12 protein-coding genes and 1 pseudogene are annotated in these 16910 nt (G+C 42.4%); 1 reads left to right on the top strand and 12 read right to left on the bottom strand.

Annotation, left to right across the window (positions count from 1 at the left end; all coding sequences use genetic code 11):
* Positions 1–8 precede the first annotated feature (8 nt).
* Complete coding sequence (locus tag ACDG22_RS06890; protein WP_178270059.1) at positions 9–596, top strand: helix-turn-helix transcriptional regulator; 588 nt, start codon at positions 9–11, stop codon at positions 594–596.
* A 13-nt stretch (positions 597–609) separates the two neighbouring features.
* On the opposite strand, the gene ACDG22_RS06885 is transcribed toward ACDG22_RS06890, so the two are convergent.
* The 12 genes and pseudogenes from ACDG22_RS06885 to ACDG22_RS06830 form a co-directional block, all read right to left on the bottom strand.
* A complete protein-coding gene (locus ACDG22_RS06885; RefSeq protein WP_178270060.1) occupies positions 610–1155 on the bottom strand; it encodes a hypothetical protein in 546 nt (181 codons plus the stop codon).
* A 65-nt stretch (positions 1156–1220) separates the two neighbouring features.
* Positions 1221–1526: pseudogene (locus ACDG22_RS06880) on the bottom strand (RagB/SusD family nutrient uptake outer membrane protein); the annotation flags it as partial.
* Positions 1527–1671: 145 nt separating this feature from the next.
* A complete protein-coding gene (locus tag ACDG22_RS06875) occupies positions 1672–2250 on the bottom strand; it encodes an alpha/beta hydrolase-fold protein (protein ID WP_370858813.1) in 579 nt (192 codons plus the stop codon).
* Positions 2251–2260: 10 nt separating this feature from the next.
* The gene (locus tag ACDG22_RS06870) at positions 2261–2470 is read right to left on the bottom strand and encodes a hypothetical protein (RefSeq protein WP_370858812.1); all 210 of its coding nucleotides are present in this window, start codon (positions 2468–2470) and stop codon (positions 2261–2263) included.
* Between the two features lie 505 nt (positions 2471–2975).
* Positions 2976–4208: an anaerobic sulfatase-maturation protein gene (locus ACDG22_RS06865; RefSeq protein ID WP_118483951.1), complete on the bottom strand. Its 1233-nt coding sequence runs from the start codon at positions 4206–4208 to the stop codon at positions 2976–2978.
* A 67-nt stretch (positions 4209–4275) separates the two neighbouring features.
* Positions 4276–6624 (bottom strand): beta-glucosidase family protein, encoded by a 2349-nt coding sequence (locus ACDG22_RS06860; protein WP_178270061.1) that lies wholly within the window; start codon positions 6622–6624, stop codon positions 4276–4278.
* A gap of 17 nt (positions 6625–6641) precedes the next feature.
* Positions 6642–8324, bottom strand: a complete 1683-nt coding sequence (locus ACDG22_RS06855; RefSeq protein ID WP_118483955.1) for a sulfatase family protein — start codon at positions 8322–8324, stop codon at positions 6642–6644.
* 90 nt (positions 8325–8414) lie between these two features.
* A complete protein-coding gene (locus ACDG22_RS06850) occupies positions 8415–9902 on the bottom strand; it encodes a sulfatase (protein WP_118483957.1) in 1488 nt (495 codons plus the stop codon).
* Between the two features lie 48 nt (positions 9903–9950).
* Complete coding sequence (locus ACDG22_RS06845) at positions 9951–11168, bottom strand: transposase (protein WP_370858811.1); 1218 nt, start codon at positions 11166–11168, stop codon at positions 9951–9953.
* Between the two features lie 228 nt (positions 11169–11396).
* Complete coding sequence (locus ACDG22_RS06840) at positions 11397–13124, bottom strand: sulfatase family protein (RefSeq protein ID WP_118483959.1); 1728 nt, start codon at positions 13122–13124, stop codon at positions 11397–11399.
* A gap of 10 nt (positions 13125–13134) precedes the next feature.
* A complete protein-coding gene (locus ACDG22_RS06835) occupies positions 13135–14526 on the bottom strand; it encodes a sulfatase-like hydrolase/transferase (RefSeq protein ID WP_118483961.1) in 1392 nt (463 codons plus the stop codon).
* Between the two features lie 26 nt (positions 14527–14552).
* Complete coding sequence (locus ACDG22_RS06830; protein ID WP_147334974.1) at positions 14553–16823, bottom strand: TonB-dependent receptor; 2271 nt, start codon at positions 16821–16823, stop codon at positions 14553–14555.
* Positions 16824–16910: the final 87 nt, after the last annotated feature.

Below are 16910 nucleotides of genomic sequence, written 5' to 3'. Positions count from 1 at the left end.
CAACCAAGATGCAACATATCCCTGAAATAACAATCGTAGAACAGAATACGCTGACAGCATTGGGCTTGCAGACCATTCTGGAAGAGCTTATCCCCGTAGCGACCATCCGTACGTTTCCGTCGTTCGCCAGACTGATAGACGATACGCCGGATATGTACAGCCATTATTTTGTTTCGGCACAGACATACTTCGAGCATACGTCGTTCTTTCTGGCACGCCGTCCGAAGACTATCGTGCTGGCGGCAGGCGAACAGCCTTCACTGAGCGGCATTCCCACGCTGAATGTCTGCCTGCCTCAGGACAAGCTGGTGAAAGCCATCATGCAGATGCGGAAACAGGGACACGAGGCGACACATCATCCCGTATCACCGCAGGAAATGCAGCAGGAGCATGATCTGTCGCCTCGTGAAATAGAGGTACTGACTCTGATTACCAAAGGGCTTATCAACAAGGAAATAGCCGACAAACTGAACATCAGCCTGACGACGGTTATTTCGCACCGAAAGAACATCACCGAGAAGCTCGGTATCAAGTCGGTTTCGGGGCTTGCCATCTATGCCGTGATGCACGGGTATGTAGAAGCGGACCGGATATGATACGGGGTACGTATCAGTCCAGTCTAATCTCCGCCAGCGGAAAGTCCATCTTCTCTCCGTCTACATACAGGCTGGAGTGTACGACAGGATTGTCTGTATTTATTCCGTCCACCCAAAAATCAAACGATATGTTCCACGTACGCCCTGTACCTAAATCGAGCGTAAAACATTCATTCTTGTACATCTTGGTCGGACCAAACTCACCGAACTTCAGGCAAGGTCCGCAGTCGTCTGTCATTCCCAGAGAAAGTCCGTTCCAAGCCGGTAAAAGCATACGTGTGGCTGGTACATCGGATTCCGGCTGTCCACCTCTTCCGGTTTCATCTGCCAACGGATAAACTTCTCCGGCATATTCTATCCGGATATCGTTTTCAAGAATATTTCCGGCAACACCGGCATCCAGCAGATTCGTTCCTTCCTGACTGGTAACATGCAGCACAATATCGGAAACGTTAAAGTCCCATTCGTAGTCAGCCGAAGGTTTTTCGGAATCATTGCAGGAAGTCAGACAACCCAGACTCAATGCCAGAAGCGAAACGATAAAGAAGAGCTTTTTCATATTCTCATTGTATTTAAGATTACGGATGCAATTTTAAAAAAAACGATAAAATAATTGTCTTAAGATAAATCTGTCAGACGACAGTTTTCGAGTGCTTTCTCCACACGACGTTCACGACGCATAGCCTGAATGTACTTGTCGAGGTTATGGAACGGATAATCAGCGTCAGTATTATATTCGCGGTCGAAATCTACATCCGGCATGTTCACACGAACGCGCAACGGATGCAAAGCTTTCTGAATTTCGCTGGCATTGTTTGCACCGTCCAGTTCAGCCAATGCCTCTGCATAGTTCAGCAGGATATCAGCATAACGTACCTGAATAGCCGGAGCCTGACTACGGTTTGCAGTAGTGTAGGCAGCTGTCTTAGCCTAAAAAAGGCTGACTGTTTTTTTAATTAAACCTGAAGTCTGTTGACTTCTTTATCTTATCCCTATAGTTTGTTGCCATAATATTTGTATTCTCACCCTTTGCCTGACGGTTTATAGCAGCAGAGAACAGACCTACATAACCGAACTAGTCAGGATTATTGGCAGAAATATAAAGAGAATGGAATCCACCCATCGACAGTCCGGCAATCGCACGGTGATTCTTATCATTTATAGTACGATAATGACTTTCCACATACTTCATGATATCCGGAAAGGCCTTTTCGAAAGAACCTTCCATTGTCTTCGGATTGGCAAACGAAGGCTTATACATACTGTTAGGATATTCACCTAGTACAGCTCCCTGAGCACCGTTTCCGTTAGGCATAACCACAATCATCGGCTCAGCTTTTCCTTGTGCTATCAGGTTGTCAAGTATCTGAATAGCTCTACCCAGCTCACTCCAGGCATTTTCATCACCTCCCGCACCATGCAACAGGTATAATACCGGATATTGTTTATTGCTGTCTTCATAACCGGCAGGTGTGTAAACCGTCATGCGGCGACGTTCCATACTCAATGTTGGACTAGGATACCAGACCTTCGATACGGTTCCGTGAGGAACTTCACGTACAAAATAGTTTTGAGACAATTCTCCATCGACCAGAAAATAATTGGTATACGTAGCAATATCACGAATCATATACACATTGCTGGGATCGAGCATACGCATGCCGTCAACGTAAAAACAATAAGTATGGAGTTCGTTCAAAAAAATCTGCCTCAACCACTACTTCTTTGGCATTTGAAGCCAGTAATTTAAAAGTTACTGTCTGGTTCTTCAACTCAGGAGAAACAATATCTCCCGTGTTTACAGCTACAGTTTCCTGAGCCCATGCGGAAAGAGAAATCAAACATCCTACCGCCAAACTTAAAAATGCTTTCATAACTAATTTATTTTTCATATAATTATCCTATCTGCTTATCGTTTCTCAAAGTTACAACTTTTCTTCCATCCAGACGCCGTATCAAAACAGCTTAGTAGAAAAATCAACTGGATGCCATCTTGTGTATCTGACAAGTTGGTAAGGAAAGTGACTACAGCATGGGTAACAACTTCCTGAACTTATACATTTAAAGTAGGAACATCAAGCAGAGATATTAAACTTGAAAAAGCTTTAGAAGTTAAATCGCATAAGCAAAAAACAACCAATAGCCTAAAACCGCAGATTACTTTGAATTTTTTGAAGCCATAAAAATAGCGAGCAATAAAATTTCTATAAACAAAGAATCATCAGAAAAGACGTTGTAAGTTCCTTTCTGATGATTCTTTTTGACACACAATATAATTATATACCTAAAGAAAATAGTCGCCGTCATTATACCCTATTCGGACAGATTGGACCAGCTAGGCCTATTCCGTCCAAATATAAGTATAACATCATATTACCTTTAAACAGTTATCTCGTTTTTGGCTACTGCTTCCATCACATTGGCTGGAGGACGCTGAGCCAGCAATTCTTTTTTCATGTAGTCCATATAAGGTGCAACATGCTTGAAGAATTGAAAATATCCTTTACACAAGTAATTCAGGCCAGGCTCTCCCGAAGCGGTTTTCATAAAACGGTTCTTCGGACATTCACCATTGCAGGCAAACAAGAACTCACATTCTTTGCACTGGGAAGGCAGGGAATCGAATTTATTCTTGCCAAAACGCAACTGCCGCTCACTATACATCATCTCCACCAAAGAATGAGTATAGATATTTCCCAGCTTGTACTCCGGAAAGACAAAATGATCGCAAGAATACACATCGCCATTGAATTCCATGACTCCTGCATGTCCGCAGGTCTTGGCCAACGTACAGATGCCCGGCTGACTTCCCACCCAGTTTGCCAGTGTAGCATCGAAAAGTTGTATGAAATACTCTCCCACATCCTCACGGACCCATTCATCAAAAATCGTACATAGAAAATTGCCCCACTGCTCGGGAGTGATGGAGAAATCGGCAAGTCCCTCTTCCGTTCCTTCATTCACGGCAGCAAGGTGTCTGCCGTCGCTGTGAGGAAGTATACGCTCCACAATCGGGGCAAACTGGATATACCGGCATCCTATCTGCTTAAAGAAGTGGTAAAACTCCAAAGGATAATCCGCATTGTAGTCGTTGACCACAGCCAAGGCGTTCCATTCCACATGATGCTTGTTCAACAGGCTGATTCCCTGCATCACCTTCACGAATGAAGGTTTCCCCTGCTTGTTCTTTCTGTATTCATCATGAAACTCCTGAGGTCCGTCTATAGATATGCCAACCAGCCAGTTGTTGTCATGGAAAAACCTGCACCAATCATCGGTAAGCAAAGTTCCGTTGGTCTGGATACAGTTGTCAACCGTACGTCCGCGGGCATACTTTTGCTGCAGACTGATCACCTTCTCGTAAAAAGAAATCGGACGCATCAATGTTTCGCCTCCATGCCAGGTAAAGAGAACCTGAGGCATCGTCTGGGCTTCTATATATTCTTTGATGAACTTTTCAAGCAGTTCGTCACTCATAATATGTTTTGGATTATCTTGGTAAAGATTCGACTTTTCCAGATAATAGCAATATTTACAAGCCAGATTGCATAAAGACCCTGCCGGCTTAGCCATTATATACAGAGGTTTTGCAAAGGGAGATAGTGTATTCATGTTATCAAATTTTTCAGGGTAATCCGGACATTGCTTAAAAATATGCAATGTCCGGATCGGTAGATTTCTATTTTATATATGTCAGTCTGTCCAACGGAGTTTTTAATAAAAGGATATTAGAAGTTTCTTGTTTCAAACCTTTGACTTCTGCACTCACTGATGCTCTGATGTCACGAGAAGAAGCACCAATCTTAAACTGATATTCTCCCTCATCGACCAACCACGAATGATGTGCCTCATCGTACGAAGCCAGGTCGGACACAGCAACCTTCAATGTGACTGTCTGACTTTCACCCGATTTCAGTTCTCCAGTCTTAGTAAAGTCCTTCAGTTCCTTTTCTGGTTTAACCAGACTCGTGTTCGAAGGAGCAGACACATACAGCTGTACCACTTCCTTTCCGCTGGCTTTTCCTACATTCTTTACTTGCAACGTCAGGACATAGCTTCCATTTTCAAACTTTATTTCCGGCTGTGAATAAGAGAACTGAGTATACGACAATCCATAACCAAACGGATAAGATACATTTTTGTGGAAAGTATCGAAATAACGATATCCCACATAAATGTCTTCTTCGTAATCCGTATAGTCCCAGTTTCTTACCTCATGCTGTTTATCCTTCGTGTCAGCATCAAAACTGACATAGGTTCCATCGGTAGGGAAATTCTTCGTAGAAGCGACATCTTCCAGTTTCTCGGGGAATGTCATTGTCAGCTTACCCGACGGAGATACCTTTCCGCTCAGGATATCTGTCACGCTGTTACCCCCCTCCTGGCCCGCAAGCCATGACAGCAGAATAGCATCCGGCTTATCTTTCCAGGAACTGGTTTCGATTACTCCTGCAACATTCAGAATGACCACCACCTTCTTATGACAAGCATGGAAGGCCTTGCATACATTCTCCAGCATCTGCCGTTCTTCCGAAGAAAGAGTAAAATCGGAAGAGGAACGATCGACAAACTCACCTGAACCACGCCCAAATGTCAGTATGGCCATGTCCGATTTCAAAGCCTGATTGTTCAAATCAGACACTGGCAGAACCAGTTCAGCAGGACGCTTCTTCGGCAGATATTGAGCCAGACGATCCTCGTTCTTTACCTTTGCCTGTTCCGCATAGAAGTCCGCATTGTACTTTTCATACAAATCTTTCAGGTTACCGTCGACTGTATATCCAGCATTGTTCAGGCCATCCAGAAGAGATACTGTATAAGCCCGGTTCACATTGCCAGATCCTGTTCCACCAGCGATGAAATCGTATGAAGTACAACCATACAAGGCAATATTCTTTATCGCATTGGAAAGTGGCAATGCCTGACCGTCATTTTTCAACAATACCATGCCTTCGGTAGCTGACTGACGTGTAACCGCGGCATGTGCCTTCAAGTCCGGCTTATTGCTATAAGCATATCCCTTGAAGCGAGGAGTCTTCACAATAAGGTTCAGGATACGTTTCACATTACGGTCGAGAACCTTCTCGTCAAGCGCTCCATTCTGCACGCCTTTTACGATAGCATCATACTGTTTAGGCAGACCAGGCTGCAACATATCATTTCCGGCATTCATCTGCGCAACGGCATCGCTTCCACCAAACCAGTCGGTCATCACCATTCCATCAAACTTCCATTCATCCCTCAGCAAAGTTGTAAGCAGTTCCTTACTTTCGGAGGTGTACGTACCGTTCAGATAGTTGTACGAAGACATGACTGTCCATGGGGAGGATTCCTTTATGGCAATCTCGAAGCCCTTTAAATAAATCTCACGCAGGGCTCTCGAACTGACATGAACTTTGTTCGATTTACGGTTACTTTCCTGATTATTGGCTGCAAAATGCTTGACGGAGGTACCGACACCATTGCTCTGCACTCCTTTTACATAAGCGGAAGCAATCTTTCCCGAAACCACAGGATCTTCTGAATAATATTCAAAATTGCGTCCGCACAAAGGATTACGATGGATATTCAATGCCGGTGCCAGCAGCACGTCGGCACCATATTCCAGAACTTCATTACCTATGGCTTTTCCCACATTTTCTACGAGTTCCTTGTTCCAAGTAGAAGCAAGTACCGTACCAATGGGGAAATGCGTACAATAATAAGTAGCCGTATCATTGTCACGGGTAGGAGATATACGGAGGCCCGCAGGACCGTCGGCCAGCACGATACCGGGAATGCCCAGCCGGGGAATAGGATAAGTAGTTCCCGCAGCACCGGGAACAAGTCCTTTTGTTTCACCCACAATGGCACTATCGCCCGACGTACCCTCCATGCCTGTACCGATTACAAGCCGTGCCTTTTCTTCCAATGTCATGGCAGCAATAACTTCGTCTATTGTATTCTTTCCCAACTGAGGCAAAGAAGGACCACACGAAACAAGCGTCATTGCTACAAACGACATTCCTATGAATTGAAGTTTTTTCATTTCTGTCTTTTTCAGATTTAATACTCAGTTACATTCAGTTTTGTACGATAATCATCAAGTAGCCCCTGAAGCTCCTTCGTAATTTCCTCATAACCGGGCTGACCGTAGAGGTTGTTCAGTTCGTTCGGGTCTTTCTCCAAATCATACAATTCATTGTAGTTTATATCCTCGCTCGAAGTCGGGAAATAATTAGCTTTACTCAACATGTTGAACGTACGGTTTTCACGCGTGCCAGGTTTCAGCATGTTCGGGGTAGCTCCTTCAACACCACCTTTGCCATAGAAATGAATCAGCTTGTAGCGGTCAGTGCGTACCCCATCATGACGACGAACCAGATGGAAGGTAGGATAATCATAATAATGATAGTAAAGGCTCTTTCTCCACTCTACTGTATCACGGTTTTCACCGAACAAAGGAACCAACGAACGGCCTTCCATCTGTTCGGGTACTTTTACACCGGCAACATCCAGCAACGTTGGCGCAAAGTCGAGATTCTGTACCAGACGGCTACAACGACTGCCCGCCTTGATAGCCTGAGGATAGCGGATGAGCAACGGAGTGCGGAACGATTCCTCATACATAAAACGTTTGTCGAACCAGCCGTGTTCTCCCATCCAGAAACCCTGGTCGGAAGTATAGACAATGATCGTATTGTCAAGCAGACCTTCCTTTTCCAGATAAGCCAGCAGTTCGCCGACACTGTCGTCTACCGACTTGATGCAACGGAGATAATCTTTCATGTAATTCTGATATTTCCATACAGTCAGCTCCTTCCCCGTTAGTTTGGCTTCCAGCAATTTCTTGTTTCTCGGGCCATAATGCTTGTCCCATGCAGCACGCTCTTCCGGAGTAAGACGACCGAGTTCTCCCATAAGACACACATAAGAGAAATGGCCTTCGGCTGTAGTTGTATCACATAATTCGGGAACTTTCAAATCTTGTGCCATCTCCATGGCATTGGCTATATTCAGTTTCTGTGTATGAGCCGCTACTCCACGGGTTTCATAGTCATCCCAGAATGTAGCTGGTACAGGAAATTCCACATCCTCATACAAATCAAGATATTTCTGTTCCGGCATCCAGTTACGATGAGGAGCCTTGTGGTGTACCATCAGACAGAAAGGCTTGCTCTTGTCGCGGTGATCAAGGAACTCGATAGCATGCTGAGTAATGAGAGAAGTAGCATAACCCTTTTCCTGAACATATTTTCCATGAGTTTCCTTACTTTTGAAAGTCGGATTATAATACTTACCCTGATCGTCCAGGATATGATAATAATCAAACCCTTTAGGCTCGCACATCAAGTGCCATTTACCTACGATTCCGGTTTCGTAACCATCGTCGTGCAGAAGCTCAGTAAAGAAAGTCTTTGTGGTATCTATGCCCTCGCAAAGCTGTTCCTGACCGTTCTGATGACTGTAAAGAGCTGTCATCAGGCAGGCACGGCTCGGAGCAGACAGGGAGTTCTCTACAAAAGCACGATCGAACAACATTCCTTCACTGGCAAGACGGTCAATGTTCGGTGTAGGAGCCAGTTTGGACACCTCACTGCCATAAGCACTGATAGTCTGGTAGGAATGGTCATCGCACATGATGTACAAGATGTTGGGACGAGTCTTTTCAACAGTCTGCTTAGTAGTACAACTGCTCAATACAGCTGTAGAAGCCAACAGTAAATTTATATAAGGAGAAATCTTCATAATTTGTTTATTTTTCAATTAATTGAAATAAAAATCTGTTTATAAATTCGATTCATGACGAAAAGTAAAAGAGCATTACTTTTTGATTCATTACTTTTCGATTTTTTTATAGAGCTTTTCCTGCAACTCTTTCTGTATTTTCTTATACTTTGGATTATTATACAAGTTATCGTTTTCATTCGGATCTACCTGATAATCGTACAATTCACCACCTTTTTCCCCATCGTTCCATTCTGTATATCTGTAGCGCTCAGTACGAATAGTTCTACCCAAAGCACGCTCTCCTTTTTTCATATATTTGATAAAGCGGTTAGGAGTACGCAACAAAACACTATAAGCAGCTCCGTCCCAGGCAGCATCCGGATTCTGAAGCAACGGAAGCAGATTCTTTCCCTGCAAATCCTGAGGAATATTCTTCAGATTACACAAGTTAGCCAATGTAGGATAGATATCCAGCATTTCTACCACACGTGAAGACTTTCCTTCATCGTTCGTCAATCCCGGAACAGAAATAATCAACGGTGTACGGGTAGTGTGTTCAAACAAGGCCTGTTTCTTCCACATACCATGCTGTCCCAGATTATAGCCGTTGTCGCCACAGAATACGATAATAGTCTTGTCTGCAACACCTTCTTCTTCCAACGTTTTCAACAGCTTGCCAATCTGTGCATCCATGAATGAAATGCCAGCATAATAGCCACGCTTAGCCTCTCTTAGTTTGGTTTCTTCAACTCCCCAGTTGATAGGATCGGTAAATCGTTCGTAAATAGGACGGTTTGCCCAGTCATCCTCAGGTACTTCCGGCAAAGTTATCTGATCCATCGGGTACAAATCAAAATACTTTTTAGGAGCGACATAAGGTGAATGAGGACGATAAAAGCCCATGGCGATAAAGAACGGCTTATTTTTGTTCTTCTTTATCATAGTGCAGGCTATATTGGCTCCAATTGCATCTGTATGTTCATCGTCAGAACCATCTGTAGCCATGTAGCACAAAGCAGTTCCTACAGGACGATCGGGAGTGACATTGATAACTTTATCTTCTTCCGTACGGTCAATGCCTATCGGATTATAAGTATCTATCCATGACTGTGGATCATCCATACCCGGTTTACCTATATCATTAGGCACATTTGCATGGAATACTTTACCGACTCGTGCTGTATAATATCCGTTCTTTTTATATAATTCCGGCAAGGTAACAGCCGCTGACAGATTGTCACGAAAGTTTGCCTTTAAATCAAGAACACCTGTACGGTCCGGAGTATATCCAGTAAGGAATGAAGCACGGCTTGGTCCTGAGAAAGGATACTGACAATAAGAATTGTTAAAACGTACGGCATGCTGACGCAGTTTATCCAAATTAGGAGTCTTCACGATAGGATCATCAAAACATCCCATATCACAATTCAAATCGTCAGCTACGATGAACAACACATTGTATTTTTTATTGCCATCATTCGAAGTTACATTTGATGCCACCTTCTCTTGTGCAAAGACATTGCCCTGATTGCACATAAGCATCGAAAACAAGATAACTTGTGCTTTTTCCTGAATATTAAAATTAAAAGGTCTCATATTTCTAATGTTTTAACTAAACAATAGTTCGTTAAAAATTCGCCAAGCCTAAGCGGCTCTGGCAGTAAATAAAATGAGTTCTTTGAAAAGTTTGTCAATAACTTGCGGGTCTGGGCTAATCCCAAACACGCAAATAAATCGTTCAAGCATATAAGCATTGTGTATGAATGACTTGCAGGAGGATATGGAATAGGCTATTCCGAGCCTCTTACATGCCGCTTTGGCCAAGTTGACAGCTGCGAGCGATGCATTGAAGTGAAAATCCAACTTCCTGAAGTCGGTTGACTGGCAGCTGGTGATTCCTGCATGCTGCTTGCCATCTCTAAAGCAAAATTCCAACTGGAACCTGGTTCTGTAATAATCCAGCACCTCGCGTCCATCCATGGAATCGTCTGTAGAGAAATAAAGTTGCCACTTGTCTGTTCTTCCGTCCATCGGATACCAGACGGCTAAGGAAACATACCTTTTGAAAGCTTTAGCATAAACCCTCAATCCGTATAGCTTTCCCTTGTTCACCTCGTATTCCTTGCACCGGGTCAAATCCAGATTGGCAAAGTCAATCCTGCCGTCAAACCACTTGGGATGGCCACGTTTTCCTGTTTTCTTTTCCAATGTCGGATAGTACAGGACAACATCATTCCTAAAGCGGCTGATAACATGGAAACCGTTCTCACACATAGGCGTTACGAAAGTTTCCTTGGAAAAGAATGCGTCTGCAACCACCGTTCTGGACAGGCTCTGTAGCTTGTCTTTTCTACTGATAAGATAGCTGCTGTACCAGTCAACGAGGTTCTTGTCCATATTATCCAAGGTCTTACAATCCGGTGTCTGAATGGAACCTAAAGTCATGCATTCATGATTGTCGATGTCAATGACACCGATGCCCATGATTTCCAGTCCACGCTTGTATTCTCCTGCACAACCGGACCAGAAGTAACCTATCCAAGGTGTCTTCTTGCCTGATTTGGGAATATAGGAAGGGTCGATGGCGATGGCTTTTCTTTTGCCTGTGAGATGCTTGCTGATGACAGATCCGTTGAACGCAAACCAGTCGAAAGTTTCATGCTCAAAAAGGTTGCGATAAGTCTGTTCTGAGAAACAGCCATATCTGCCCAATTGGAGGAAGTTTATACGATCCGGGATGGCCATGAATAATTTCATGGTGTCCATGAACGTTTTTTCAAAAGGTTTTTGTATATTCGCTACTGATTTGAGAGCCGACAGGCACTCGGATTGGTATTGCATAAGGAGTGTTTCTTTAGTCATAATCAGAAGAGTTCAGAGACTTCTTATTTACTAAGAAATAACGAATTATGCAATACTTTCCTCCTTTATTATCAGCAGGTTAGTTCTCTTTTTTCAGCACATTTCTTCATGCTTAACCATTCGTTTTTGACAACATTTCAATGACCTCTTTAGTGTTTCCGAACCAGCTTTTGCCGGTTCTGTTGTTTAACTTTTAATTTTTCGGTAAAAATTTACCGAAGTATTGAACTAAAAAGTAAAAGTTTTTATATTTTCCTCATATCCAATGCGTTTTGCATTGACAATCAGCGTATCACCCGGATTCAGTTTCAGAACAGTATTTTTCTGGTACACATTCCACGGAGTGCCGACCTGTATCTGCACATCATTCGGCTGAAGTCTGATCACGTAACCCATATCGAAAGACTTACGAGTCACATTTATTTTTTCGTCCTTTTCTCCTTTCTTTAAAATTTTATATCCAATGGAAGCTCCTATTGTTGGACATGACAACGTATATCCTCCCTCTACTTTATGCAGTTCAGGAGCTTCTGTTAACGGAGCATGCGATTCACCATGCCACCAGTTGGCGAGCATTTCTTTTTCAGGCATATACGACAAATCGCCGACTTCGTTCATCCAAGTACGGAAAGCTTTGCGCAATTCTTCCAATTTTTCTTTATAAGCAGGATCACTTGCCAAGTTATGCAACTCATCCGGATCATTCTCTACATCATACAATTCTTCCAGCGGTTTCGTTGGTTTAAACCAATCGTCCTGATATTCATTCAACTCACCCTTTTCATGAAGTTCCAACATTTCTTTCATCATCGGAAGGCCGCGTCTGTAACTTACATCCATGTATTTAGGCTGATTGGGCATAAAATTGTAAATATATCGGAACTGTTTATCACGAACACTGCGAACCCGATCGTAGCACTCATCCATACGGTCACGAGCTGCAAAAACATACCGGCGTTTTTCTGAAGAAGACTGTTTTCCCAAGAATGCCTGTCCCTGTATATAATTAGGAATATCAATCCCGGCCAAAGACAATATTGTCGGAGCGAAATCAACAGAACTAATCAAATCAGTATTCACTGTTCCGGCATTTTTTCCTTTAGGAAACTTCACGATAAACGGAATATGAGTACCCCTTTCCAGAATTTCCCGCTTCATCCATGGCATCGTACCTCCGTGATCGCTGAAGAAAAAGATATAAGCATTATCATATACCCCATCCTTTTTCAACTGCTTGATGATTTCTCCAACCTGATAATCCATCAGTTGCACGTTACTCAACATTCGAGCCATACATTTTCGAGCTTCCGGAGTATCTTTATAGTAAGGAGGAAGTGTAACATCCTCTGGCTTCACAAGCAGGTCCTCATGTCCTTTATACCACGGTGACTGCTTGAACAACTGAGATTCGTGCGTAATGAACAAATTGAATACACTGAAAAACGGTTTACCTTTCGGAGCTCTCTGATAGGTAGCAGCCGGACTACATTCATCCCAAACAGTAACAGGTTCTATAAATTGATAATCCGTTTTCTGATTATTCGATGTATAGTATCCATTCATACGTAAATATTCAGGAAAAGCCTTCACATATTCGGGAATAACTGCAGAATAAGGATATATGCCAAGTTTCTTGGAAACTGCCGGATTTCCTATCAAGGTACGCATGTGCTGTGTACCAATTGACATAGGATACATACCAGTGATTATACAAGAACGGCTTGGAGAACTGACTCCGGCAGTCGTATACACACTTTGAAACTGCTGACCTTCGGCTGCCAGCCGATCAATGTTAGGAGTCTTGACAACCTTATCTCCGTATGTTTCCATGTAGGGAGATATATCCTCGCACGTAATCCAGATAATATTGGGGTGCTCTTCTTGTGCATAAAGCCAAGTACCCTGCATAAACAGGGTACTACCGGCTAGAAAAATAGGATTAAACAGATTTTTCATTGAATCTTGATTATTTTGCCTTATTATGAGCAGCACCAGCTTTTACTGGTTCCAATCCAGGAAGAACTACCATCGGTACATTCTTTGAAGTCAAATCCCATTTAGGTAATTTGTCCATCATGGCTTTGAATTTTTCCTTGACAGCTTTCGCTTCCGGAGTCAATTTCTTCAAAGGACGCAATTCCTGAGGGTCTTCAACAAAGTCATAGAACTGTCCTGTAGAGTACAATTTATAACGATGATCTTTGAAATAACGTGCCGAATATTTTTCCAATCCTGCCTGTGGAACATGATTTGGTTTATAATGTACAAATACCCATTCTCTGGCATTTGGATTCTTTTCACCTTTCAAGACCGGCAAGAAGCTGACACCGTCTACATCCCATTCAGCTGGAACGTCAATCTTCATCGCTTCCGCGAATGTCGGCAGGAAATCTGTAAAGTCGACCAGGTCGGCAGTAGTGTGCTTCAGATATTCGTACTTGCCCCATCTTGCCAGCATGGGCACGGCTGTTCCGGTTTCCAAACTCATACCTTTACCTCCCTTGACAACTGAACCGTCTTTCATCGGTGTAAAGATATAGCGTGCTGTTCCGTTATCTCCTATAAAGATGACAATGGTATTGTCTGCTATTTTCAAATCTTCCAGCTTCTTCATAATTTTACCGAACAGTTTATCTGTATAGCTTACCATATCCGGGAAATATTTATCATTTTCGCTAAAACGCAATTTAGGATCAATATCCCAGTCATCGCTTTCCGGAGTCGGATTGAAAGGATCGTGCACCAAAGTCATAGCATAGTATGCAAGGAAAGGATGCTCCTTGTTCTCTTCCATGAACTTAAGCAAATAATCAGAGAAATAATCAGGTCCGTAATCGTTTTCCGTACAATTTTCATGACTTACTCCGTCTTCTTCAAACTGAGGCTGAGCATATTTGTTACCCTTGTAACGCAAATGGTACAGACAATAGTTATCGAATCCGAAATGTGCCGGCAACTTACTGTTGGTTCCCAACTGCCACTTTCCAGTAATCATAGTCTTGTAACCAGCCTGCTGTGCCAACTGTGCAAATGTATGCTCATCCTGATTCAAGAATCCGAACTTGGAATAATTTTTATGATTATAGCGTCCTGTAAGCAGTTCCACACGTGAAGGGGTGCTCAAAGGCTGTGAAGTAGCATAATTAAACTTCAGTCCTTCCTCTGCAAATCTGTCCAGATTAGAAGTATGGTATGTACTGCCATAAGTACCAAGACATTCTTTACCCATATCATCAGCCAAAATAAGCAGGATATTCGGACGTTCATCATTAGCCCTCTTATTTTGTTTGGCCTGAGAAACGGCAGGGATTAGGGAAAGACACCCTCCTACAAAGCATGATAAATAATGCAAATTCATAGTTCTTGTCAGTTAAAGGTTATACATTAAAATTTAATCTGTGTCTTGAATTCAACAGTGAACGGACGGATGTAAGTACCGGCAACCGGTGTATTATAATAAGGAGTCGGATCAATAGCTGTATTAGTTCCAGAAATACGTCCCTGAGCACCAGTCTGATTCAACAAGTTGACAACATTTACACTGAAATTGATATGCTTGTTGTATTTATAGTCAAATCCGGCAAAAGTTTCCCATCTTGAAGGGAAGTAAAGAGTAGCAGGATAACTGCAGGACTGTTTGCTGAAATAACGTGCGCTAGCCCATACTCTGAATTTGCTCCATGAATAGCTAGGGTCAATTTCAATCAATGTCTTCGAAGTAATACGTGCAGGCAGACCGCTATAATTATAATGTTCGCCAAATACATCAAATTCGAAATCCTGCATAACCGGATTCTGCAAAGTCAGCATCAAGTGCAGATTAAATCCCTTGAACGGAGTAATATTGGCATCGGTTGTCCATCCCAATGTTTCAATACCATAGTTAAAGCTCAGTTTTTCATTTTCACCAGCCGAATTATTGAAACCACCTGATGCAACCAGATTAGAACGGCTGATTCTGCTTACACGAGAAATAAGGCTGATCCACTTGCTGTTGTAGAAAATTCCACCAGCAAAATAAGGAACGACATTTGTTTTAGCCAGCGGGTCGTTAGCTGTCTTGTAGGCACTCAGACCATCGGTCACTTCAATATAATAAGCATCAGCAATCAGGCCGAAATTCTTTAGGATATTCCAAGTCAAAGTTGCTGTAAAACTCTTGTTGAAATTATCCTTTTGAATAGCTTGAGGATCTCCCGAAATATAAGTTTTATCATTCCAAGTATTTCTCACTTCATTAGGCGCCCACCATCCGTCAATATGATGCCATTCAAAACGAGCGCCTAAATCCAATGCAAGGTTGGAACAAATTTTCCAATTGGCAGTTGCATAAGCAGCATTCTTAAATTCAGAGCCATCGTAAAAGAACATAGATTTATTATAGTTCCATTGTCCATATTCGTCTGCCTGTGCATTTTGCCATACACCATCTACATTCTTCTGCAAAAGAACGCGTTGAGGATTCTCCGCAACTTCTTGTAAGAAAGTTACAATACCACTGGTATAATTATCGACCTTATAATAAGAAGAATTTAAACCAACCAACCACTGGATTTTATCATGCTTCTTGCTTAGTTCCAGACGTCCCATCACTGTATTTATAGGTACACCACTTGTATATTGTACCGTACCGTTCTGTACCAAACCGGAATACACCTGTGTTGTCGTTTTTCCAGCATAGATATATCGCTGATTGTCTGGCAAGTTTGTAGCATCTGTTATGGCAGAATAAGCAAACGAATTGGAACCGGCTTTTGAATGTTGATATCTAAAATTATAATCCAAATTCATGCCATTATCAAACTTATGATTACCCCAGACATCAAACATATGTGTACGTGAACCTGTATCACCCAACAAATCAATATCCTTATACTCTCCAGTCATCGGTTCTCTGAAATGCCATATACTCGAGTTACCCAGATAGTTTCCATGTGAGATATCAAATCCGTCCAAAGCAGTTACCTGTTCTCCATTTCTATAAATATAAGGAGACATCTTGGTATTAATCATCTGAGAGTTTGCATATTTGTATTGTACATTGAAAACACCTTTATCATAGCGTTTAGTCAACACTCCTTTATAAATCTGAGTTTTATCCAAAAAACGAGCAAAATTTACATTCGTAGTTCCGGGATCAAGATTGACAAAAGCATTGACTGCATATCCCCATCCGTTTTTAATAGGTCCACTTAAAGAAATATTACCATTTAGCAGACCAAATGAATTGGTCTTGAAATTTACAGCTCCTGCAAATTTCTTTCTACCTTGCTTGGAAACAGTACTCATAGAGACACCAACTTCACCAAGTTTAATAGCTGTTTCTGCCAAATTACGAGAAGCACCTTTTGTAAAACTACCATCCTGTCGCCATGCCTTATTAGTAGAAAGAGCATTTGTATCGTAGCTGACAGGCATACCATTTTCTGTTACAACCGTCCCTCCTGTCGCTTCTGGCAGCCCGACATTAATAAAACGTGGGGTACTTTCATCAGAGGCATTAAGCATCATGTTATCCGCATCTCTTCCTACAGAAGCTGTAGTAAGCGAATCCTTTTCAGCTATTTTAGCTTTCTTTTTCTGTGCATTCATCGGAACTGCACACATGGCCAGCAAAATCATTGTGGCTCCCAATTTTGCATTCACATTTCTCATAATGTATTAGTTATTGATTTCATCGGCAAAAATGGGAGTTTGCCGCACAACCGGCTTTTTCAGGCTTACAAATGATTTACATTTTAT

Source organism: Phocaeicola coprocola (assembly GCF_041333015.1).
In the GTDB taxonomy this organism is placed as follows: domain Bacteria; phylum Bacteroidota; class Bacteroidia; order Bacteroidales; family Bacteroidaceae; genus Phocaeicola; species Phocaeicola coprocola.
The sequence above is the reverse complement of the archived record's forward strand: the minus strand, read 5'-3'. Positions and strand labels throughout refer to the sequence as shown.

Excerpts from the sequence above, each read along its gene's own strand:
- ACDG22_RS06885 (WP_178270060.1), bottom strand. The coding sequence starts at position 1,155 with ATGAAAAAGCTCTTCTTTATCGTTTCGCTTCTGGCATTGAGTCTGGGT.
- ACDG22_RS06855 (WP_118483955.1), bottom strand. The coding sequence starts at position 8,324 with ATGAAGATTTCTCCTTATATAAATTTACTGTTGGCTTCTACAGCTGTA.
- ACDG22_RS06875 (WP_370858813.1), bottom strand. The coding sequence starts at position 2,250 with ATGCTCGATCCCAGCAATGTGTATATGATTCGTGATATTGCTACGTAT.
- ACDG22_RS06890 (WP_178270059.1), top strand. The coding sequence starts at position 9 with ATGCAACATATCCCTGAAATAACAATCGTAGAACAGAATACGCTGACA.
- ACDG22_RS06845 (WP_370858811.1), bottom strand. The coding sequence starts at position 11,168 with ATGACTAAAGAAACACTCCTTATGCAATACCAATCCGAGTGCCTGTCG.
- ACDG22_RS06830 (WP_147334974.1), bottom strand. The coding sequence starts at position 16,823 with ATGAGAAATGTGAATGCAAAATTGGGAGCCACAATGATTTTGCTGGCC.
- ACDG22_RS06865 (WP_118483951.1), bottom strand. The coding sequence starts at position 4,208 with ATGAATACACTATCTCCCTTTGCAAAACCTCTGTATATAATGGCTAAG.
- ACDG22_RS06860 (WP_178270061.1), bottom strand. The coding sequence starts at position 6,624 with ATGAAAAAACTTCAATTCATAGGAATGTCGTTTGTAGCAATGACGCTT.
- ACDG22_RS06850 (WP_118483957.1), bottom strand. The coding sequence starts at position 9,902 with ATGAGACCTTTTAATTTTAATATTCAGGAAAAAGCACAAGTTATCTTG.
- ACDG22_RS06835 (WP_118483961.1), bottom strand. The coding sequence starts at position 14,526 with ATGAATTTGCATTATTTATCATGCTTTGTAGGAGGGTGTCTTTCCCTA.
- ACDG22_RS06870 (WP_370858812.1), bottom strand. The coding sequence starts at position 2,470 with ATGAAAGCATTTTTAAGTTTGGCGGTAGGATGTTTGATTTCTCTTTCC.
- ACDG22_RS06840 (WP_118483959.1), bottom strand. The coding sequence starts at position 13,124 with ATGAAAAATCTGTTTAATCCTATTTTTCTAGCCGGTAGTACCCTGTTT.